This is a genomic window from Pseudoalteromonas sp. MMG010 (assembly GCF_018100905.1).
In the GTDB taxonomy this organism is placed as follows: domain Bacteria; phylum Pseudomonadota; class Gammaproteobacteria; order Enterobacterales; family Alteromonadaceae; genus Pseudoalteromonas.
Genome location: NZ_JAGJEG010000008.1, coordinates 134,186 through 155,944, shown reverse-complemented (window position 1 = coordinate 155,944; position 21,759 = coordinate 134,186). Strand labels below are relative to the sequence as shown.

The window sequence follows — 21,759 nt, the reverse complement described above, 5'->3', positions numbered from 1 at the left end:
AAAGCCATTAACGAGAGTTAATGGCTTTTTTATTTTTTATCCAATAACTTACTGCAAGTAAATCAACAAAGAATACCTTTTATATACTTTGAATGTGTACTATTGTTTACAAATAGAGTTTGAGCTGGGGGGTCACTTGTTATTAAAAAGTATATTAAAACTTAATTTAAAAAAGTTAATTGTATTACTCGCACTTTCGGCGTCCTTAGCGTTATTAACTGTAAGTTTTTACTCAACCTATAAAGTACAAAAAGAGCAGTTAATTAATTACACTTTAAAAGCGAATTTTGCTTATGCGAGTAAATTAGCTTCAGCGACCGACAATTTTTTATATTCAGCACAACAGCAGCTTGAATACAGCGCACATACCCTCGAAAAAAATATTAACAACAAAGCTCTACTAAAAAGCGAAGTCGAACGTTTAAATTTACAAACCGATAGCTTTAATTCGGTCATCATTAGTATAGGTGGAGTTGTTGCGGCCAGCTCCCCGGTATTTGCCAATATGATTGGTAAAAAGCTTGAGTCAGCGGCTTCTTTAGCAGCTTATGCGGCAAAAAAACCACTGATCAGTAATCCCTTTGTTTCGTTTGCAAATAATTTGGTTATATTTATTTCGCAACCAATCTTTGATGAAAAGGGGGTCTACTTAGGTTACATCGGAGGGACGTTATACTTAAAAGAAACCAATATTCTCAGTAAATTATTAAAACAGCATTATTATGAAGGCGGCTCTTTTATTTACGTAGTTGATGAAGGTCGGCGCATTTTATTTCATCCCGATGAGTCACTCATCGGAACTCGTTTAGCACGCAATCCTATGCTTGATGCGGTTACCGCTGGCGAAACAGGAGCACAACCAATAACGAATAATTCAAATATAGAAATGTTAGCCGGATATGCACCTATAAAACGAGCGAATTGGGGAGTTATTGCCCAGCGTCCCGTTTCGGCTACGCTTTCGTCGGTTAGCGATCAGGTCATGGCTATTATTTGGCACACTTTACCCTCAGCGCTGATTATATTTATACTGGTTGGAATATTTGCTCATTACATTTCGCGGCCATTAAAACAACTTGCCGATAAGGTTGCCCTTTTAAACGATGTTGATACCGCCGAGTCGGTTAACAAGGTAAGTGCATGGTATTTTGAAAGTAAGCGGTTAAAGGGCGCGATGCTAAAAGGTGCAAATACGGTACAATTACAAATGGGGCAGCTAAGAAATGAAGCATTGCTTGACCCCTTAACAGGCGCTCAAAACAGAAGAAGCCTTAATTTAGCATTAGAGAACTTAGTTTTAAATACGACGGAGTTCACTATACTCACAATTGATATTGATCACTTTAAACGTATTAACGATAACTTTGGACACGATATTGGTGACAAAACGCTGTATCAAGCGGTAAAAGTAATTGAAGGAATGTCTCGTAAAGACGATATTGTTGCTAGAGTGGGCGGTGAGGAATTTATGTTAATATTACCTAATCAAAATAGGGATAGCGCAATAGTAATCGCAGAGCGGTTACGTATAAGAATAGCAAATACTTCATTTGAAACGATTGGCAACATTACTGTTTCTATTGGTATAGCACATTGGCCATTTCATGGTGATGATATTAACTCTGTATTTAAATGTGCCGACAAAGCGTTATATCAAGCAAAATCGAATGGTCGAAATTGTTGTGTACTCTCTCCAGCTGTTCTTAACGAATAATTTTACTTTTATCAATTATATCAAGCTATAAAAGCTTGTATTATATCTTGTATTTTGGCGAGTAAAAGCCGTATTGCTAATACGGTTTTAAAGCCCTTCCTAATACTGACTTCCTATAAACCATTCGCTATAACGACACTTTTTGTGTATGGTATTTATACATTACTTTTTAAAAAAAAGTAGTGCTTAAATACTGTTTTGTTAATGCGAATTTTTCATTAATCTAACTTAAAGTTTTTTTAATAACCTAGGTGCCCATTTGTCCCATTTATTACACCCTTTTATAAACATAAAACGCTTAATTTTATTTTTAGCGTTTACCGCAGCCATTATCACATTAATAAATGGGTTTTACTCAAGCTATCAAGTACAGCGTGAGGAGTTAATAAAGCATAATTTAGAAGTAAATCATGCTTATGCAACTAAGCTAGTGTCTGCTACCGAAAACTTTTTAAAAGATGCGCAACAACAATTAAGTTACAGCGCTAAATTAATCGAAGGCAATATTAAAAATACTGACTATTTAACTCAAGAAGCCGATCGCCTTCGCTTACAAACAAATAGTTTTAATTCAGTTGTGATCACCGATGCTAAAGGGGTTGTACTTGCCACCTCTCCTAATACATTACAAGTAAAGGGTAAAGTTTTAGCATCAACAGGGTCGCAGCAAGCTCTTGCTGCGCGCAAGCCTTTAATCAGTGAGCCTTTTGTATCGATAGCTAATAACTTGCTTATTTTTATTTCACACCCTTTATTTGATAATAACGGTCGTTATTTAGGATTGATTGGCGGCACTTTATATTTAAAAGAGCGCAGTGTACTTAACGATCTATTAGGACGACACTATCAACAAGATGGTTCGTATTTATATGTAGTCGATTCGCAAAAGCGTATATTGTACCACCCTAATGAAACGCGGATTGGCACTCAAGTCACAGGTAATAAAGCCGTTGACATGGTTTTAACGGGGCAAAGTGGTTTTTTAAGGGTCACCAATACAAATGATATTGAAATGCTTGCAGGCTTTGCGCCAGTAAACACAACAAACTGGGGGGTTATTTCGCAGCGCCCGGTAAACTCAACCCTTCACTCGTTAGATGGTTTAATAGGCGAGGTAATATACCGCACGTTACCTATGGGTGTGCTTACTTTCTTATTAATTTGGTTTTTAGCGCAGCTTATTTCAAAACCATTACAACAGTTAGCCGATACAGCTCGTACTTTAGATCATCCCGCAACGCCTGAGTCGCTAAATAAAGTTAAATCTTGGTATTTTGAAAGTGCAGAATTAAAACAGGCCATGTTAGTCGGTGTAAACTTATTGCAAACGCAAATAGGAAAACTTGAAAAGGACTCTCGAACCGATCCCTTGACCGGTGCACATAACCGTCGCAGTTTAGATTACATTTTACAAACATTAATTGTTAAACAAGAACCCTTCAGCGTGTTGGCTATAGATATAGACTATTTTAAACGCATTAACGATACCCATGGCCATAGTGTAGGTGACAGAGCTTTAAAAGAGCTTACATTACATTTAAAAAACATAGCCCGTGAACACGATACTGTTGCCCGTATGGGGGGAGAAGAGTTTGTTATGGTATTACCGAATACGAGCAGCGAAAATGCGTTAATCGTTGCCGAAAAAGTGCGTGAAAAGATTGCCAATACCCCGATAGACCCTGTTGGCAATATGAATATATCGTTAGGTGTTGCCAGTTGGCCTAAAGATGGTATTACCTTAGAACATGTATTAAACAATGCCGACACTGCGCTTTACCAAGCGAAGTTAAAAGGTCGTAATCGAAGTATTGTATATGGCGCTAAGGCAGTATTAACCGCAGTAAATAACCAACCTAATAAACAAGCCTAAAAAATAATAAGCGACAAGTAAAATAACTAATCTTGTCGCTTATTACACAAGCAGTTAGTACAACATAAAATATGTAACGAACTTTAACTTGACAACGAGCTGAAAATCTCTATAGTAGGCCGCAGCTAGAAAGAAAGCATGATAATTTTTAAATCTTTATTTCGTTGTTGTATAAGTATTACTTGTAGTACCGTCCTGAAGTTTTTAAGTACCATCTCATTTTTTGCTACACCCGCCCACATGGGCATTTATTAAATTTTATATCAGGATATTACAATGTCTAACATCGTATCAGGTACAGTTAAGTGGTTCAACGAGTCTAAAGGTTTTGGTTTCATCGAGCAAGAAAATGGCCCAGACGTTTTCGCACATTTCTCAGCAATCAAAAGCGAAGGTTTCAAAACTTTAGCTGAAGGCCAACGTGTAGAGTTCACTCTTTCACAAGGTCAAAAAGGTCCACAGGCTGATAACATCACGCCAGTATAATTTTTACTTTTAAAGTAAAAATAAAAAAAAGCGCCTAAGGCGCTTTTTTTGTGTCTTAAAATTAATTATAAGGCACAAAAAAAAGCAGCTTAATAAGCTGCTTTTTTAATATTCTATAAATGTTATAGCATAGTAAATAACTTTTGTAGTTGTGGCATGTACTCATTCACAAGTTCTAAGTTACTTTCGCTTACTACCGACTCTTCTTCGCTTGATGAACCACCAAATGCACCCATTAATGAGCTTGTATCTTTACTCTTTAATGCGCTTAAGCCACCCATAACTGTATTTGCAGTTTCTTGATTTTCAGTTGATAAACCAGACTTTAAGTTTTCAACATAAGCCATAGATACTTCTGTACCAACAGTTAATAACTGTTCAGGAGTAAAACCATAGCTTGAGGTTAAAGTAGCAAAGCTTTGATATAGCTCTTGCTCTTTAAGCATGCTCATTGCACCGCTTATCATAGAGCTTTGCGCTGTATCACTGGCAACACCACCTAGCATACTGGTTAAATCAAAGCCTTCTAAAGAGTCTTGGCTATCAGCCCAGCTAGAAACAGCCGGTAGTGCCGACATGTAGCTTTGTAATTCGCTTTCGCTAAAATCAAACGCTGCGCTTGAAAAGCTCATAGCAAGTAAACTGGCAGATAAAAGTAACTTTTTCATTAATGAATTCCTATTAGTAAGTTTGTAGTAATTAGAAACTAATTTGCAGGTAATGCCAACAAAAAAACACTTTTTTATGCATTTTATGTTAATTAGCGTCACTATAACGAGCTAGCAACGAACCAGCGATAGTTGAATATTACAAATATATATACAAATGATATAATGCATTTTTACGGAAAACAGCTGAACACGATGTTAACAATTTCAAATACAGTCACAATAGATGAATGGGAATTAGAGCTTACCGCTATTCGCTCTCAAGGAGCCGGTGGGCAAAATGTTAATAAAGTAGCCAGTGCCATACATTTACGTTTTGACATAAACCGCTCAAAACTCCCCGATTTTTACAAAGAACGTTTATTAAAATTAAACGACTCACGCATTACCAAAGAGGGGGTTTTAATCATTAAGGCGCAAAGCCATCGTACACAAGAGTTAAACCGTGAAGACGCGCTTAACCGCTTAAAAGAGCTCATTCTCAATGCAACAAAGGTAAATAAAGCACGCAGAGCCACTAAGCCGAGCCGCAACTCTCAGCGTAAACGCATGGATAAAAAAACAAAACACGGACAAACTAAAGCATTACGAGGGAATATTAAATTTTAATGGTGGGTTAAACTTTAATTAAACGATACAAAAGAAGTTAAAGTCAAAATAAACCTCAGTGTCTTCTTTACTACCTCAATTTTTAAATAACGTGTTGAGTTGATCTGCCTTACTTTCTATAAGTTTACTAATAGCATCAGCATCTTCTTGGCTGGTACTGCTTTTGCTCAAGGCGTAACGCACAACACTCTGATTTAACGGAGGTAGGTTTGTCGCTTTTAATGAAAATGAGTTTTTTAAATAAAAATCACCAACACGTGCATCTTCAGCTACATAGTCTACTCGTTTTAAATCAAGCATTTCAAAACGCTTTTTAGCCGAGTTTATATAAATGATTTGGCTCGGGTGGCTTTCTTTATATGCTTCAAACTCATCACCGTAATAACTGCCAATATTAGCGGCCACTGTCATATTGTTATTAATAATGTCGGCTAAATTAGCCATCGATTGCGTGTTGTCTATATGGGTATATAAACGTAAGGTTTCATCACGGTAGGTTGTCGTAAAGTTAAAAAACCGGGCTCGGCGAGGGGTGTAAGTAATTGCCCAACTTAAATCGATTACCCCTTTTTTTTGCTCTGTTAAAGCGCGTTTGGTATTCGCTAATTGTATTATGTTATAACAATACTTAGAATTTTCAAATATAAGATCAAGCGCTTTAACTTCTAAGCCTGTTACTTTGTCATTGCTTTTTGAAACATAGGGCGCCCATAAATTGTCGTGTATACCTACGTTAAAAGTTCTATCGCATGCGTGTACTGGCTTAGAGGCGAGCAACAATAAACCAAGTATGATTGTCATTATCCTTTTCATAGTATGCCTCCTGCGTAAGTAACCTTACTTAATGTAAGTATATGCAGCTTTTAATAGAGATAAAAGATAAAAGTACATAAAAGGAACAAAAATAATTAACAATAAGTTATTTTTGTCTTTTTCGTTCATGTAAATGAGCTTTTAAATCGGTTTTTATTATCGACGTAATTTAGTTATCACCGCTTTTATATCATTTTAAAAATACGACTTATAGCAGCATAAATATTGTGCATTCGTCATCCTCAGCAGGTCATGGCTTAACACACATCCATGCGGTGTTGTTACTCATTAATTACGCCTTTTCGGGCAAAATAACGGGGGAAGGGGAGTAGGTTTAGCTTTTTACATAAGGGGGCGCATTTATAAACCGTAAATACATGCCAATTATGTCGTGGTATATCGAGTAGTTAATTACATTAAGTACCTGTATTAGGTTTTTGTTGTCTAACCATCTATATTTATTAGTTTTATTAATGTAAATTAATAGTATGAGTACACTATTTAATAAAAACGTGAGTTAAATAGTACAAACCAAGGAGTGGTTTATACAGCCGCTTTAATATTGGAAGATTGATTATGCGGTTGAAAGAAGCCCTTAGCGTTTTATCAAAATCATCACCTTATGCCGTTTCTACAGTATATAGGGCGTACAAACCATGCCTACCTTCAGCTAAAAAGGTCTATAAAGTATAATGTTTTCTTCGTTAGACTTGAAGGAAGAGTATAGGACAGGAGAGGCTAATTTAGTCACTGACTTTTATCTTCCGTGCCTTAATCAAAGTGATGTATATCAACGTTCAGTTGGATACTTCAGCTCCACAGTATTTTTGCTTATTGGCCCTGAGCTAATAAATTTTGCTCGTAAAGGCGGGAAAATTCAACTCGTATGCTCGCCGTCTTTATCAGCAGCAGACATTGATGCGTTAGAGCAAGGTTATGGAAGGAACCTTCAAAAAGCTAACCAGGAAATAATTCACACAGTTGATACTTTGTTAAGTGATCCTAGATTAATTAAAAACACAGAAGCTTTAGCAACACTTATCAAGTTAAATATAATGCAAGTAAAAATAGCATTCAGGAAAAATTCAACTGGTATTTATCATGAAAAGCTTGGAATATTAACCAGTAATACTTCCTCAGTTTCTTTTAAAGGCTCGGTAAATGAAACATGGAGTGGCTGGCATGAGCGAGGTAATTATGAGTCACTAGATGTATTTTGCAGCTGGAAGGATGGAAGAGATGAGCGACAAGTAGAACGGCATAAAAGATATTTTGAAAAACTATGGGCTAATCAAGTTGAAGAGCTTGAAATAATCGATTTCCCTTTAGTCGCAAAAAATAGATTAGAGGCAAAAGCTTATAACTCTCTAGGTGAAATAGATACAGAAAAACTTACCGATTACTTTTCACTTGGTAATGAATATGAGAAGAAAAGATCATTGTCTCTATCACATAAGAGAAAGCCACTACCTCATCAGGTAGCAGCTTTAGAGGCATGGGAAACGCAAAACTACCAAGGTATTTTCGAACATGCCACCGGCAGCGGTAAAACTTTTACTGCACTAACAGCTTTAAAAGAGCACCTGTTAAATGGTGGCGTTGCAATTGTTCTTGTTCCTGACCGTCTCTTACACAAACAGTGGACTGAAGAAATAAAACAAGAGTTGCCTGACGCTATAATTTTAAAAGCAGGTGATGGATATAACCGATGGCGAAAAAATCGGAGGCTTTATCATTTTACTCAACTAGGTGAAGGGCTAGGGAAAAGGATTGTTTTAGCAACGATGCCAACAGCAAGATTAAATGATTTCATCAATGGTCTTGCTGATGGAAATCACCTTATGGTGGTTGCAGATGAAGTGCATGAAATTGGTAGTATCGAAAACTCTAAAGCGCTATCTATTCGAGCTGGTAAAAAGCTTGGTCTTAGCGCAACACCTACGAGGTATAGTGATGCTTTTGGGACACAAAAAATAATTGATTATTTTGGACCTATAGTTCAACCACCTTTTACCTTAATAGATGCAATCAAAAGTGGCAGACTAGTTGAGTATGAGTACTTGCCTGAAGCGATAAGGTTTACAGTTGAAGAATCTGAGGCTTGGGAAACTGCAACTAAAGAAATTTCTAAGGAGTTTGCTCGCTCAAAAAGAGATGATACGGGTAAGCCTGTCCCCTCAGTAAAATTGCAGAACATGTTGATTCAAAGAGCACGCATAGCAAAAAAAGCAAAATCAAAAGTGCCTTATGCAATTAAAACAATTATTGAAAATTATAAAGATGGTGAAAGTTGGCTTGTTTACTGCGAAGACCAATATCAATTAAAAGAGGTAATGGAAGCTCTTATGCTTAAAAGTTACTCACCTTGCGAATACCATACAAACATGGAAGGTGATCCTGCAGCATCATTAGACTGGTTTAAGCAATTTGGAGGAATAATGGTTTCTATTCGCTGTTTAGATCAAGGCGTGGATATCCCAAAAATTTCTCACGCAATTATTCTAGCATCATCGCAAAACCCAAGACAATTTATCCAGAGAAGGGGGAGGGTATTACGAACTTGTCCCGGAAAATATAAAGCAGTTATTTTTGACGCAGTAATGGTTCCTGTTTGTTTAGAAAGTGAGCCAGGGCAATTATCGTTGCTAAAAAGTGAGCTACAAAGAAGTATTCAGTTTTCAAAAACAGCCATTAATAAATCTGGTTCAAACAAGTTAATTAATATTGCTATTGAATTAGGTATTGATCCTGAAGAAGTTGGATTATTAGACTCTGATGGTATAGAGGAAGAAACATCATGACACATAAAAGCGACCCACTTACAGTCTTATTAGAACTAAATTCAAAGTTAAATCTAGAGTTAGATAAGCAGCTAATTAAAGATTGTTATCAAGTACAAAAAGATCATCAATACGATAAAGATCGAAATACTCTGGATAAAGTCAAAGCAATAGTTGAAGAGTCCGTAGTTGAAAAACAAGGAAGCAAGTTAATATGAAACTTCAAGAAATCGTCATTCAAAACTTTATGCCATACAAAGGGGAGCAGAAAATTGAATTCCCACAGCATGATACTCAAAATGTGATGTTACTTTTTGGGGATAACATGCGAGGTAAAACAAGCTTTTTGAACTCAATACGTTGGGGTTTCTATGGGTTGGCCTTGGGTCGACATATGCGACTAATTCCACGGCTTAATTTGATTAATAGTATTGCTGCATCAGAAGATGACTGGAGTATGTCGATTAAGCTTAAATTTAGTCATGAGGGAAAACAATATGAGCTTCGTAGGCAGCTAAACAAAAAAGAGCATGTTTCTATACCAAGAAACGATGGTGACTTTGAAGAGTCAATAGGGTTAAAAATTGATAACCAAGTTATAAATGGTGACTCAATAATTAATGAAATTAACCAAGTAACACCTGAAGAAATATCACGTTTTTTCTTGTTTGATGGTGAGCTACTTCAAGAGTATGAAAACCTGCTTGTTGAACAGAGTGAGCAAGGCGAGAAAATCAAAGAGCACATAGAGCAAGCTTTGGGTGTACCAGCCTTAGTTAATGGCAGAAATGAATTTTCTAAATTATTAACAGATGCAAGAAGAATACAAACCAGAGATGCAAAAAACTCTTCAGATGCAAAAACGTATGCAGAGCAGCAAAGAGTTAATGAGGCAAAACAAGCAACTTTAGAAAAGGATGTACAAGACCTTGAAATACAACAGCGTGATGTTCAAAAACAAATAGATGATATTGAAGAAGAGCTAAAAAATACTGAAGCTGTGCAAAGAAAAAAATACGAGTTAGATGCATTAAAGGCGCAGCTAAAAAAGGTTGAAGAGCAACTCGCATATGATGCGGACGAACAGAGAAAGTTATTCAAAGATGCCTGGAAAGATGTTTTATTTAAAGGCGTTGAGCCATTAATATCTAACTTGCAATCAAAGCGAAATTCTTTAATGTCAGCTGCAAATAATAAAGCTGTATTAGATTCTAAAATATCAGAATTGCAAAAAAGCTTAGCGAACCCGGTTTGTCCTACATGTACTCAAACTATTCCACGAGAAGAGCTTGATGGCATAAAAGCTAAGATAGAAGAACTAAAAGCTGAAGCCGAATTGTCTATGGTAAATTTTGATGATGTTACGGACATAAATCTTCAAATAGATAAATTAACTAAAGTTAAGTCGCATAATGAATGTAGCCGAATTTGTGAGTTAGTCACTAAAAGAAGAAAAGCTCAAGTTACTGTAATAAAAATTGAAACTCAGATTGATGAAATTCAAGAAGAGATTAGAGGCTTCGACACCGAGCAGATAATGCGACAAAGAGAAAAGAAAGACAGGCTTGGTAATCAATTATTTAAGCTTGAGAACGATATAAAAGATAGAAAAACTCAATTAAATAAATTGTCTGAAACCCAAGCACATATATCGACATTAATATCAAAAAGTTCAGGAAGCGAAGGGCAATCAAGTACAATTCGCGTCAATCTATATCAGAATTTAGAGGCGGTATTTAAAGCAGGTATTAACGAATTAAGAGATGCTTTAAGAGGACAAGTTGAGACATTTGCTTCAAATGCATTCAGTCAGCTTACTACAGAAAAAACGTATGCTGGCTTAGAAATAAACAATAATTATGGTTTATCTATTCTTGATCATACCGGTAATGTACTTAAAGAGCGTAGTGCAGGTGCAGAGCAAATTGTTGCTTTATCTTTAATTGATGGGCTAAATAAAACCGCTAGAAAAAGCGGTCCAATTGTTATGGATACACCACTAGGTCGTTTAGATCCTAACCACAGAAGTAATGTACTTAAATACTTACCTAAAATGGCAGAACAAGTTGTATTGCTTGTACATGAGGGCGAAATTGATCCAAGCCGCGATTTATCTAACTTTGCTGAGCGTATCGGAGCACGCTATCAAATCCACAGAATTTCGGCTACAGAGTCACGTATAGTAAGGAGTAACTAATGAATGAGCCTAATCGTATAGGGTTAACACCATTAACAGCACAACAATTAGATGAATTGTTAATGGAATTAAATCCGAGTGAAGATGCCAAAAATGAATCATATAAATTAATTAAATTTGATATTTATAGGCTCGCTGTTGCTTTAGGCATAAAGGAGAACAAACTTCCTAAGCCACTTGAAGATAAAAGTAACTCTGTATTTAGAGTCAGTGAATTAGACCCTGATAAAACATTATTTACCGTGGTCGAATGCTTAGGTATGCACTCAAAAGAGGTGTCAATATACAGTTATATCGAGCAACTAGCTGAGCAAGGTATAAAAGAGTTTTATCAACAATTCCAGTCAACAGGTGAGCTACCTTACGCTGAATATTTTTCGGATAGGACTTAAGGTATGTCAGCACTAAAGATGTTTTTTTGTATTGTAAATGATAATGGCTCTGTTGATGTGACGGTTCATCGAGAGCTTAACTCGATCTACACTTTGTGGAGCAACGAAAAAATGTTTAATAAGGTCGGTATTATACATATTGGCTTTATGCGTCCAAAAGTACCGAGTTATGAGGAAATCGAACACTTCAAGGAAAGTATACTTGTTTCTTCAAGTGTAAAGTGGGCCTTACCTGCAGAGTACCGAACAAGTAATAAGGTCGCAAATAATAGTAAAATACCCCTTTATCAATTGCTGTCAGGCTTTGGTTACGATATTGAGATAGAGGATGACCTCCCTGTAACGGAAAATGTAGTACAGGAAACTAGCGCTAAGACAGAAGCAAATTATACGATTACTTCTGCGGCTTTAGAAGTCTTGGAGTCAACATCTCAATCTATGTCTAAAGAGGAGATTTACGGACATATTATAGATCGTAACCTTTTCAATTTTGGTGCAAAAAAACCAATTAGTGTTTTAAACGTTGAACTGAATAGGCATTGTAAAGATTCAGACTATAGCCATTCATCATCAAATAAAATATTTGGAAAAACTAGCAATGGATTGTTTTATGCATTAAGTGCTAAAAGGGAGTTTACTGGTTGGTTAAAAGTATTACAAGATGAAAACCCTAGTTTGGAAAGTGAATGTTTAAAGTTACTTATTTTTGATGACAAAACGTATTTAGAAAAGAGGCATGAGATTACTGATCAAGTTAGCCGTGAGTTAGATTTAATAAGGTTTGAACAGCTCAAGCTATCAATAGATACTGAGGATCCAAGCCAGCTTATACCTCTGCTTCCATCACCTATCCTAAATGCACATATTAGCCAACTAGGTTTAACTGTAAGAACGAGTAATGTGTTTAGTATTCAAGGTATTTTCTTTTTAAAAGATGCAATTGGTATTTCACTCCCTGACATGCTTAGTTGGCCTAACTTTGGGAAAAAATCAGCCAAAGACTTGTGTGAATTGTTAATAGCAAGTGCTGTCAAATTAACTTTTCAGCTTCCAAATCCTTCATTAAAAAATACCAACTTAACTGAACCGTATAATATAATAAATGGCCCTACTTCAGAATATGAGAATCAATCGGACGATTATACATTTGAGCATATAAAACAAGTTCCACTCAAACAACACTTTGAAAACTCATTAGCGTTGTTAAGTGAGAATGCGAGGCTTATTCTTGAATACCGTACTGGTTATAAAGAGCCAATAAAAACTTTAGAAGAGGTAGGGCGTTTACTTGGCGTGACCAGAGAGCGCATACGGCAAATACAAAAAAAGAATATTAGTAAAATTATAGATACTGAATATTGGGATGATTGTATTGCCATAAAAATTGGTAATTTATTGATAGATAGGGATCAACCTTTATATCTAGAAATGCTAGAAGTTGAAGATGATTGGTTTTCAGGTTTTATTGGAAATTACCAACACTTAGCGGCAATAATTCAACTTTTCTCAGAGAATCAAATACAGCTATTAACTATAAATGGCGCCGTAGTAATTTCGAGGATTAGCCAGGATGACTGGGATAGCCTTATTAGTGGTTTTAGAAAGTCACTAAGAGCTAAAGCAAGTGAGTGCCGCTGGACTAGAGACGATATAAAACTAATATTTAAAGCTGATTTAGAAAGTAAAGGCGCGGTAGAGCTGTTACCTGTTTTATTAGACACTTTCAATGATACCTTGCAGTTCAATTCTGAGGACGAAGTATTAATTGCTTATGGCAAGTCAAGTGAAAGTGCCGTTTTTACTGTATTGCAGCAAGCAGAATCACCATTACACTACAGTGAACTAGCGGAGAGGGCATCTGCACTGTTAGGTAAAAAAGTGGATGTAAGAACCGCACATAATTCGTTGGCAAGGCTCGGAGCTAAACTTTTTGGTCGTGGTACTTACGGTTTACCTAAATTTAATCCTATTTCAGACTTAATATGCAACCATATTCGCACAGTTGTTGCCAAAACGCTTTACGAAGGACCTTTAGCAAAACAGTGGCATGTCACTGAGTTGCTTACATATTTAAAAGAGAAATTCCCAGCATTACCTAAAGATCTCGATATGTATATTTTAAATATAATTCTTGAAGATTGTGACGAACTTACATATTTAAATAAAAATGTTTGGGCAAGAGCAGACTCTGGGCAAAAGCCATCTGATAGAGTTGATATGGCTGATGCTTTTACAAAAATATTGGAAGACGCAGGAAAACCATTAAAAGGTAAAGAAATTAAGGCCCGGTTAGAGGTTGTAAGGGGAGTGCATGACTCTTTACAAATTCAGCCAACTGAGAGAATGCTACAAGTAGGTCCTGATACATGGGGGCTTTACGAAAGAGACATTAGTATTGAGCCTGAAAATATCACTCAGTACTTAAATGTTCTGTATAACCACTTGAAAAATGAGGGAAAAGGTATTCATGTTACTGAGGTCGAAGACTTTTTAGATAAAATAAACTTAGGTTTAGAATTACCAGAAAGTTATACCTTACTGAGCTTAGCGCAACAGGATGCGCGTTTTTATCTTGGTCGCTCTATGTTCCTCGGGCTTGCGGATTGGGGGGATGACACTAGACGTTATACAAATGCACAGGCCGTGAGAAAAATATTAGATGGTATGACTAAGCCAATGAGCATTATAGAAATCAATGCAAAAGTGCATGCTTTAACTGGTATAGATACAGATACAACAGTAACGGGTATTTTGATAAACGAAGGTGCGAAGTATTACAAAGAACAGCGACTTTGGTTTAAAGAGTAAAATATAATAAAGAGAGCCTAAAATGAAAAATATTGCAGTTGATGCAAATCCTACAAAAGATTTTTTTATATCGATGCTAACAAGAGATATTCCTCTTAATAGATCTATTTTAGATTTGATTGACAATAGCGTCGATGCTGCTTGCTCATTAGATAATGAAAGTCTTATGGGGAAAGAGATTTTTATTACACTAAGTAAGGATGAATTTCGAATAGAAGATAATTGTGGTGGTTTCGATATTGATATTGCAAAACACTATGCTTTCCGGTTCGGGCGTGATTCCAAGGCTTTACGTCAAACACCTAATTCTGTAGGTCAATTTGGCGTTGGTATGAAACGTACTCTTTTTAAGTTAGGTAACAACTTTACTGTTCGTTCTATTTTCTCTTCTGGGGCATTTGAGTTAAAAGTAAATGTTAACGAATGGCTAGCAGCGACAGCGGATAAGTGGGAATTTAACTTATTAGAAATTACAAAACCTAATAAGCCAGAAGGGACTTACATTGAAGTAGTTGACTTGTTTCCTTCTGTGAGTGAGCAATTTGAGGATAATGAGTTTATAAGGTTATTCAAAGAGGAGGTTGCAATTGCTTATTTCAAGAGAATTAACCAAGGTTTAAAAATTTTTATAAATGGCGATCCAGTAGAACATTACGATATAAAAGTTAAACAATCTGAAGAGCTAGGAAGTGTTTATTTAAAAGAAACTTATGATGGTGTGGATATTACTGTAAGGGCTGGTGTTGCAGAACAGGATTTAATAAAAGGTGGTTGGTATATCGTTTGTAACGGACGATTAGTTGAAAATGCAGAGAAAACTTTTAAAAGTTTATGGGGCACAAATAGCATACCTAAATACCATGACCGATTTGCATTCTTCAGAGGCGTTGTTGAGTTTGAGTCCTCTGACTCCTCAAAGCTACCTTGGACAACGACTAAAACCGGTGTTGACATAGATAGCTCTGTATATAGGTTTGCTAATAAATTGATGATAAGAGCTATTGAGCCAGTAATTAAATTCTTAAATCAAAGGGAGGCCGAGAGAAAACAAGTTGCTGAAAATAGGCTCGAAAAAAATGATCAAGTCCTTGAGTTAGCAATAAGCAATGCAAAAACAGTCAGCATTTACAGCGCTGCAAATACTGAGCAAGCTGAGTTTATTAGACCAGAAAAAATGGAAGCTAGCGCAGCTAAATATGGGACAGTTTCTTATCAGGTTGAAATGGAAAAGCTTAGCCTTGTAAAGGAAGCAACTGGAGCAAGTAGTGCAAGTGAAGCAGGGAAACTAACTTTTGACTACTACTTAGATTTCGAGTGTTAGAATGAATAGTTCAAGAAAAATCAACTACTCAACTAGGATTGCAAAAAATATAGAAAGAAAAATGCTTCGAGATATATTGATTCGTTTTTCGTCTAATTTTCCGATGAGTGATTATACTTATGTAGGCTTTGGTTCTAAATTTTTCACAGATTTTTTAATGTTTCATAAGTACCTTCATATAAATAAATTGATAAGTATTGAAGGTGATGAGGGGAACCGTAAAAAGTATGATTTCAATAAACCCCTTAATTGCATCGAAATGATGTATGGAATGTCCTCTGATATTTTGCCTAATTTACAACTAAATAAAAATAAATCAATTATATGGCTGGATTTTGATGGTCTTCTCGAAGAAAGTTGTTTAGCTGATATAGCATCTTTGGCCGAACGATTAGAGACTGGGAGTGTATTATTTATTAGTTACAACAGTAGACCATTGAAGTCTTTGGAGTTAAGGAATAAATATCCGAATATAACCTCAGAGAAAGAACAACTTGAAAGGTATCTTCGAGACGTTCACGGCGAAAATTATCTCCCGCACAAGCTAGAGCTGAGAGGTTTGAAAAAGTGGGATGATTATTCAAGACTTTTACGAGAGATTATAATTAATTGCTTGACTAAAAGGCTTGAAATTAAGAACAGAGGCGCTTCGGAGAAGATACAGTTTAAGCAAATTGTTAATTTTAATTATCAAGATGGTTGTGAGATGTCCACACTTGGTTTTACATTTTTTAATAATGAAAAAGATCTAGCTAAGATAGAAGATACTCGCTTAGATGCATTTGATTTTTATTGCGATGACAAAGAATATTATCAAATCGAAGTCCCAAGTTTAACTATGAAAGAAATTAAAGCTTTGTTGGAGATAATGCCCAAAGCATCAAAGGGAGCTATGAGAAAGATGGAGAGTATAATACCTCCATCAGAAATTATCCAATTCTCAAAAATATATAAATATTTACCATTGTTTACAGACTCAGAGATTTCATAACTGGTTTTGGTAAAAACTAATCCCACGATTTAAATGTAACTTAACAAAATCGCCAAAGTGTACGCCTTCTAGGTGTGCACTTTGTTTTTGATAAGCTTCACGCAGCACGGCTAAATATACATCGGCATATTCACCTGCAAACACCTTCCAGCTCATTTCTACGTTACTGTCTGAGGGGATCTCCTCAACAGGTGGTATTGAGTCTTCAGCGAGCGACATGCAAAGCGCCCAGCGACATAATACGTTCCAGTTTTCGATGCCTGTTTTACTTTTAAGGCGAACGAGTTGCTGCTTTTGTTTTTCAGAGAGCTTAATTGAGTCAATTGTATGGAGTGTGGTATTCATTAAAAGTACCCCTCAGTAAAGGTTGAGGTTTGTTCTTGCTCGTTGTAATTAATGTGGTATTCACGGCAAATAGTAGGCTTTAATTGCGTGTAATATTGCCCTGTTATTTCTTCGTCAGTGGATAGTAAAATCACTTGGCTTGACGCTTTAGGGAAGTAGTTATTAATTAACTTAGTACGGTGTTTACCATCTAAACGCCCTAGTGGAGTATCGATAACGGTTGGGATTTCTTTACCAGACGCTTCTGCTAATCCCCATAAAATAGCGATAGCCAGTAACTGCCTTTCACCAGCGGATAATCGGCTTGGCGACATTGGTTTTTTATTGGTGTCAAGCAACGTAAGTTTGAATGAATCTGGGCAAATTTTAACGCTGGTAATTAAGTTGTTTTTACGGGAAAGATCAAAAAACTTAGCTGTTATGTGCTCTTCAAGCCCTGTTACATTTTCACGTATTAACTCATCTGCAAATGACTTCATGGTATTTTTAAGTTTACCAATATGTTCTGCTACTTGAATTGCACGTTTTTGCTCAAACGTGTCTTTGCTTTGCTGGGTTAGCAGGTTTGCGTAGCGAGTGTTTAATACTTCGTCGCGCGCTTGCGCTTGCTGTAATAATTGCTGCTTTTGTTTTATTAAAACAAAATCGTTTTTAAGCTCGGCTTCGAGCCCTGAAAGTTCACTCAATAAATGTTGCACAGTTTCATAATCAGGGATCGACTCTAACTTTTTATCAAACAATGCTTGTTGCTCGAGGAGCCCTTCGCGAGCTTTTAGCAAGTTTTCACGCTCTAACTTATCTTGCGCAATTTTTTCATCAAGGCCATTAAAAATGGCCGCATTACTGCCAATGTAGCATTCTGTATTGGCGAGCTCTTCACGCTCTTTAGCCAAACTAGCCATTTTATTATTAAGCGCTTTAAGTGCGCTTTGTGGCACATTTTCGTTAATTAGCGTTTGGGTAATTGTGGTTTCGTACTCAGTAATAGCACTTTGAATAACATTAGCTTGTACTGCTTGCTCTTCTTTTATAATTTGTGCTTGTGTGCTTGCAATTAAATTAGGTATTAAACCAAGCGGTCCGCATCCGGCATCCAATTTTACGCGCTCGGCTAAATTGGCTTTGAGCTTTTCTTCAATAGCACCGAGTTCAAATTTAATAGAGTCGCGCTCTTCAATTAAGTGAGCGCCCGCAGAGCGAACCTTTTGACGGGCTTTATTAATACTTAAATTAGTATCGCTAGCGCGCTTTTCGAGCGCTGCTATTTCTGTTTTAAGATTTGAAACAAGTGTTGATTGGTCGCCAATTTCAGCCTCTAAGGCTTCAACTTTGGCAATTACGCTGCTTTCTAAATTATCGCTTTTACGCTTACGCTCAACGTTATTTAAATCGATATGCAGTTGCGAAAGAAGGTCTAGTCCAAGTAAGTTTTCAATACCTGTTTTTATTAAATCGGCGCTTCTGTCTGGGTGTGCCAGGTTTTCGATTTTTTCGCCATCGAAAAAGAATAAGTCAGACAGGCTAAGTGGAATAAACTCATTTACAAACTCATCCCAGTATTGGCTTAAGTGGCTATCTTCTTCTTTATTACAGTAAACCGTTACTTTGTCTTTAACGTCTTTTGTGTTGGTTTTCCAATTACGTACAACAACAAACTCTTTGGTTGTGGTATCGGTTGTGTGTGTAAACGTAAGTGAAATCTCAACGGTGTCGTGATCGCCAACATAACGGTTTTTGGTGCTGCTTAAAAAGCTGCTATAAGACTGATGCCCACGGTTAGAACACTTCGCATGTTTACCATAAAGCACGAGTTGCAATGCATCTAAAAAGGTTGTTTTACCGCCGCCGTTTAAACCACCAAATAAAATAATAGGTTTATTTTTTGCGGTGGTTAAATCAACTTCGTGTCGCCCCTGATAAATACCAAAGTTTTCAAGGGTAAGTTGTTTAATTATCATCGTGTACCTCTTCAAAATCGATAAGTAGTGAGCTGTAGCCTTGTTCTTTTATCGACTTAGTTACCATGATGATTTTTTCTTGAATTGCAGCTTTATCATCTTCAGTTAAATTAGGAGAATTATTTAGTTGTATTTGTAAGCGGTGGCGTTCGCGCTCTAATGCAAATTGCTTTGCTTCAAATAAGTTATTAAACGCGCCTTTATCGAGGCTTTGTGCAAGCTCGTCAGAGAGTTTGGCTCTGCGTAACTGGTTTTTATGCTTATTAGCAATGCTCATTACTGAGCGCATTTGTTGGTATAGCAAACCGTCTTCGTCGCCTTGCTCTTGGCAATGCGCTTTTAATTTATTAAGTACATCTAAATTAAGAATAGGGTGGTGTGCGCGTTGCTTACCCGGGTATTCTCTTTTAAGTACTTTTTGGTAAATTTTTGGCACGCTGTCTTCTGCCTCGTGCTTTTCTTCTAGCCAAATTCGGCGAATTTCTTCAAGGTCTTCTAGTGGCAGTAGTTCAAGATCTTTAACTTCTTCTGGCCCAAGGTGTTGTACAGCTTGTTGTGCTTCTAATACTTTACCCAGCAAATGCTCTCTAAAAGATTGTATATAGGGGCCAGGAACTAAATCTGCACCGTGTTTAGATACATGCACGGTTAGGTTGCCGTTCATACGTCTAAAGTCGCGATTGGCTTTATCACGAGTTAATTTTTCAATTTTTTTAGCGCGGTTGGCATCGTTCACTTCAATCTCATTGCGAAGTGCTACAAGTGGATACATCCACTCTTTTTCTTCATCGTTTGAGATCATGGCATTCATTGATTTATCTTCAGATACCATTGTGCATACGTAACATCCAAAACGGCTATCGCCACAACTTTGCGTTGATTTATCAACAACAAGAGGGCATTCCCCACCTTCTGTTGCGCCTTGGTACATGCCCATTAGGTCATGATTTGGGAAGTTCCATGGGTTATCTACACTATTTAAATACACCCAAACATCGTCGTTACTCCAGCTAGCTATAGGGGTATAAACCCACACGCGCTCAAGCGATCCGTTTTCGGTTAAACCAAGCGCTTTTCGAGTATTGGTCGTTGAGCTTTCGAAGCGTTCCATACTTGCTGCACGCGCTGTACTTTCGGCTTTACGTGTTCCGAGTACTAAAATAGCTTCGCCGTTTTTATCAGCCATGTTTTGTATAAATGTATTCGATGGCGATATTTTTAAGCGATCTGTACACCAGCGAAATTTATAACGAGGGGCTGGGTAACCTTTACCTATTAGGTTAACCCAAAAACGGTCTTTAACTGCTGGAGTTAAGCGATGCGGCACGATTGGTAAGCCTTGCTCGTCTGCTTGCTCTTTCATGCGCTGCAGAGACTTACCTACCCACATTGCTACAATTGGATTTTCTACAAGGGTGTCTGTACTGATTACATGTACTTTTTTCTCGCATTTACCTTCTTGCACTAGCTCTTGCAGGGCATACCAAGTTAATTGAAGTATTGCCGTTGAATCTTTACCGCCGCTGTAACCAATTACCCATGGGATTGAGTCACTTTGGTAAAGCATTTTTATATGATCGATGCTTTGGCGAATAGAGCTTTTTAAGCCAGTTTCGCCAAAGGCCGAATGGAACTGTACACCTTTATCAGTAGCCATTTCGTTCCTCTATGAATGATTTTTCTACCGGCTCTTCTTTGTCGGTAAGTGGTATCTTTAAATAAGTTTTAATTTGAATGCAGGTGAGCTCAGCTGCTTTGCGATTATTTGTCATTGACTTGTTATTTACACAGCGACGGTTCCAGTCAGGGTTATGACGACTCCAATTTATTTTTTGTAAGCCTTTAAGTTTATTGTGCCATTTTGGCTCATTATTAAGTAAATAAAATCCTAAAAGACCGAGGGCATGAAAGGTTACTGCATGAGCATGTATTGATTCGTCGCGTAATTCTCCACCTGATGCTTTATCATCGCATACAAGCTGCCAAGCTGGCATATTTTTGAGTACCTCATGCCAAAACTCATAGGCTATAGGAATTAAAGATCCATAGTTACTTTTAGTTATTGTACCAAGTAAGTATTTACTAGCTTTATTTACGGCACTATGGCTAATTAGTTTTTTAGAACGAGGCCCTAAATTACTTTTTTCCATATGCACTAACTTTGTTAATTGTTCACTTCTGAATATGATTGTTTTAGATAAAATTGCATCTGGTTTATCGTCGTAAGTAATACTCAATGAGCTATCGGTTTTTACTGGATAAAGATTAAGGTCTTTAAAGATCCTTTGGCGCTCTTCCAGTGATTTATTTGTGAAAAAAACGACTGAAATAGTTTCATCTGCAAGTGTTGGATCTGCTTTTAAAGCTTCTAATATTGCTGCATTTCGGTGTTGCCCATCAGTAATATAAATCTCGGCGTCTTCATCAATAATAAGAGTACCAATTTTTTGTTCGTGTTTAGATTCACCTATTGCTACAAACTCACTTAAACCATCTATACATGCTGTTAAAGCAGAAAAAACATAGTTATCTCTACTATCTAGAATGTAGTTTGCAATATCAGGAATACGCTCTTCGTTGATAATACGTTGGGCGCGTTGGTCTACAGGTAATTGCCCTTCATCTAAAGTAAATATCTTACTAAGCCTTTTTAGTGGGCACATTACAATGTAATATTCTGTTTTTGCTTGCATTCCCTTTATTGCGGGGAATGAAGTTCCTGACACTATTTGGTTCATATCTATCGTAATTCAGTTATAGTTTAATTTGTTCGTGACTTTTATTGTTTGTTCGTACGAACACTG

Annotated in this window: 17 protein-coding genes; 11 read left to right on the top strand and 6 right to left on the bottom strand. The window is 36.7% G+C overall.

Annotation, left to right across the window (positions count from 1 at the left end; translation table 11 throughout):
- Positions 1-136: 136 nt before the first annotated feature.
- The 3 genes from J8L70_RS10400 to J8L70_RS10390 all read left to right on the top strand — a co-directional run bounded on the left by J8L70_RS10400 (position 137) and on the right by J8L70_RS10390 (position 4,073).
- Positions 137-1,714, top strand: coding sequence for a sensor domain-containing diguanylate cyclase (locus J8L70_RS10400; protein WP_211055508.1), 1,578 nt, complete (start codon positions 137-139; stop codon positions 1,712-1,714).
- A 259-nt stretch (positions 1,715-1,973) separates the two neighbouring features.
- Complete coding sequence (locus J8L70_RS10395; protein WP_211055507.1) at positions 1,974-3,587, top strand: diguanylate cyclase; 1,614 nt, start codon at positions 1,974-1,976, stop codon at positions 3,585-3,587.
- Between the two features lie 276 nt (positions 3,588-3,863).
- Entirely contained in the window at positions 3,864-4,073 is a 210-nt protein-coding gene (locus tag J8L70_RS10390) for a cold-shock protein (RefSeq protein WP_247664773.1), read from the top strand.
- A gap of 122 nt (positions 4,074-4,195) precedes the next feature.
- On the opposite strand, the gene J8L70_RS10385 is transcribed toward J8L70_RS10390, so the two are convergent.
- Positions 4,196-4,741, bottom strand: coding sequence for a short-chain dehydrogenase (locus tag J8L70_RS10385; protein ID WP_211055506.1), 546 nt, complete (start codon positions 4,739-4,741; stop codon positions 4,196-4,198).
- A gap of 195 nt (positions 4,742-4,936) precedes the next feature.
- Between J8L70_RS10385 and arfB the strand changes: the two genes are divergently transcribed.
- The gene (gene arfB, locus J8L70_RS10380) at positions 4,937-5,350 is read left to right on the top strand and encodes an alternative ribosome rescue aminoacyl-tRNA hydrolase ArfB (RefSeq protein WP_211055505.1); all 414 of its coding nucleotides are present in this window, start codon (positions 4,937-4,939) and stop codon (positions 5,348-5,350) included.
- 75 nt (positions 5,351-5,425) lie between these two features.
- Here arfB and J8L70_RS10375 read toward each other — a convergent pair whose 3' ends face one another.
- Positions 5,426-6,163, bottom strand: a complete 738-nt coding sequence (locus J8L70_RS10375) for a transporter substrate-binding domain-containing protein (protein ID WP_211055504.1) — start codon at positions 6,161-6,163, stop codon at positions 5,426-5,428.
- Between the two features lie 692 nt (positions 6,164-6,855).
- Here J8L70_RS10375 and J8L70_RS10370 point away from each other — a divergent pair.
- Genes J8L70_RS10370 through J8L70_RS10340 form a run of 7 tightly spaced genes read left to right on the top strand, consistent with a single transcriptional unit; the run spans position 6,856 to position 16,652 of the window.
- On the top strand, positions 6,856-8,964 hold the full coding sequence (locus J8L70_RS10370; RefSeq protein WP_211055503.1) for a DEAD/DEAH box helicase family protein: 2,109 nt from the start codon (positions 6,856-6,858) through the stop codon (positions 8,962-8,964).
- A complete protein-coding gene (locus J8L70_RS10365; protein ID WP_211055502.1) occupies positions 8,961-9,161 on the top strand; it encodes a hypothetical protein in 201 nt (66 codons plus the stop codon). The genes J8L70_RS10370 and J8L70_RS10365 overlap by 4 nt, the downstream gene beginning before the upstream one ends.
- On the top strand, positions 9,158-11,140 hold the full coding sequence (locus tag J8L70_RS10360; protein ID WP_211055501.1) for an AAA family ATPase: 1,983 nt from the start codon (positions 9,158-9,160) through the stop codon (positions 11,138-11,140). Before J8L70_RS10365 ends, J8L70_RS10360 begins: the two co-directional genes overlap by 4 nt.
- A complete protein-coding gene (locus J8L70_RS10355; RefSeq protein WP_211055500.1) occupies positions 11,140-11,532 on the top strand; it encodes a hypothetical protein in 393 nt (130 codons plus the stop codon). Before J8L70_RS10360 ends, J8L70_RS10355 begins: the two co-directional genes overlap by 1 nt.
- A gap of 3 nt (positions 11,533-11,535) precedes the next feature.
- Positions 11,536-14,340: a sigma factor-like helix-turn-helix DNA-binding protein gene (locus tag J8L70_RS10350; protein WP_211055499.1), complete on the top strand. Its 2,805-nt coding sequence runs from the start codon at positions 11,536-11,538 to the stop codon at positions 14,338-14,340.
- 22 nt (positions 14,341-14,362) lie between these two features.
- On the top strand, positions 14,363-15,661 hold the full coding sequence (locus J8L70_RS10345) for an ATP-binding protein (RefSeq protein ID WP_211055498.1): 1,299 nt from the start codon (positions 14,363-14,365) through the stop codon (positions 15,659-15,661).
- A gap of 1 nt (position 15,662) precedes the next feature.
- The gene (locus tag J8L70_RS10340) at positions 15,663-16,652 is read left to right on the top strand and encodes an O-methyltransferase (RefSeq protein WP_211055497.1); all 990 of its coding nucleotides are present in this window, start codon (positions 15,663-15,665) and stop codon (positions 16,650-16,652) included.
- On the opposite strand, the gene dndE is transcribed toward J8L70_RS10340, so the two are convergent.
- The 4 genes from dndE to dndB are packed head-to-tail and all read right to left on the bottom strand — an operon-like array spanning position 16,647 to position 21,693.
- On the bottom strand, positions 16,647-16,997 hold the full coding sequence (gene dndE, locus J8L70_RS10335; protein WP_211055496.1) for a DNA sulfur modification protein DndE: 351 nt from the start codon (positions 16,995-16,997) through the stop codon (positions 16,647-16,649). The genes J8L70_RS10340 and dndE overlap by 6 nt on opposite strands.
- Complete coding sequence (gene dndD, locus J8L70_RS10330) at positions 16,997-18,955, bottom strand: DNA sulfur modification protein DndD (RefSeq protein ID WP_211055495.1); 1,959 nt, start codon at positions 18,953-18,955, stop codon at positions 16,997-16,999. Before dndD ends, dndE begins: the two co-directional genes overlap by 1 nt.
- Positions 18,945-20,612 (bottom strand): DNA phosphorothioation system sulfurtransferase DndC, encoded by a 1,668-nt coding sequence (gene dndC / locus J8L70_RS10325; protein WP_211055494.1) that lies wholly within the window; start codon positions 20,610-20,612, stop codon positions 18,945-18,947. The genes dndD and dndC overlap by 11 nt, the downstream gene beginning before the upstream one ends.
- The gene (gene dndB / locus J8L70_RS10320; protein WP_211055493.1) at positions 20,602-21,693 is read right to left on the bottom strand and encodes a DNA sulfur modification protein DndB; all 1,092 of its coding nucleotides are present in this window, start codon (positions 21,691-21,693) and stop codon (positions 20,602-20,604) included. The genes dndC and dndB overlap by 11 nt, the downstream gene beginning before the upstream one ends.
- Positions 21,694-21,759 lie beyond the last annotated feature (66 nt).

Excerpts from the sequence above, each read along its gene's own strand:
- dndC (WP_211055494.1), bottom strand. The coding sequence starts at position 20,612 with ATGGCTACTGATAAAGGTGTACAGTTCCATTCGGCCTTTGGCGAAACT.
- J8L70_RS10350 (WP_211055499.1), top strand. The coding sequence starts at position 11,536 with ATGTCAGCACTAAAGATGTTTTTTTGTATTGTAAATGATAATGGCTCT.
- dndB (WP_211055493.1), bottom strand. The coding sequence starts at position 21,693 with ATGAACCAAATAGTGTCAGGAACTTCATTCCCCGCAATAAAGGGAATG.
- J8L70_RS10385 (WP_211055506.1), bottom strand. The coding sequence starts at position 4,741 with ATGAAAAAGTTACTTTTATCTGCCAGTTTACTTGCTATGAGCTTTTCA.
- J8L70_RS10390 (WP_247664773.1), top strand. The coding sequence starts at position 3,864 with ATGTCTAACATCGTATCAGGTACAGTTAAGTGGTTCAACGAGTCTAAA.
- dndE (WP_211055496.1), bottom strand. The coding sequence starts at position 16,997 with ATGAATACCACACTCCATACAATTGACTCAATTAAGCTCTCTGAAAAA.
- J8L70_RS10360 (WP_211055501.1), top strand. The coding sequence starts at position 9,158 with ATGAAACTTCAAGAAATCGTCATTCAAAACTTTATGCCATACAAAGGG.
- J8L70_RS10370 (WP_211055503.1), top strand. The coding sequence starts at position 6,856 with ATGTTTTCTTCGTTAGACTTGAAGGAAGAGTATAGGACAGGAGAGGCT.
- J8L70_RS10345 (WP_211055498.1), top strand. The coding sequence starts at position 14,363 with ATGAAAAATATTGCAGTTGATGCAAATCCTACAAAAGATTTTTTTATA.
- J8L70_RS10365 (WP_211055502.1), top strand. The coding sequence starts at position 8,961 with ATGACACATAAAAGCGACCCACTTACAGTCTTATTAGAACTAAATTCA.
- J8L70_RS10375 (WP_211055504.1), bottom strand. The coding sequence starts at position 6,163 with ATGAAAAGGATAATGACAATCATACTTGGTTTATTGTTGCTCGCCTCT.
- dndD (WP_211055495.1), bottom strand. The coding sequence starts at position 18,955 with ATGATAATTAAACAACTTACCCTTGAAAACTTTGGTATTTATCAGGGG.
- arfB (WP_211055505.1), top strand. The coding sequence starts at position 4,937 with ATGTTAACAATTTCAAATACAGTCACAATAGATGAATGGGAATTAGAG.
- J8L70_RS10355 (WP_211055500.1), top strand. The coding sequence starts at position 11,140 with ATGAATGAGCCTAATCGTATAGGGTTAACACCATTAACAGCACAACAA.
- J8L70_RS10340 (WP_211055497.1), top strand. The coding sequence starts at position 15,663 with ATGAATAGTTCAAGAAAAATCAACTACTCAACTAGGATTGCAAAAAAT.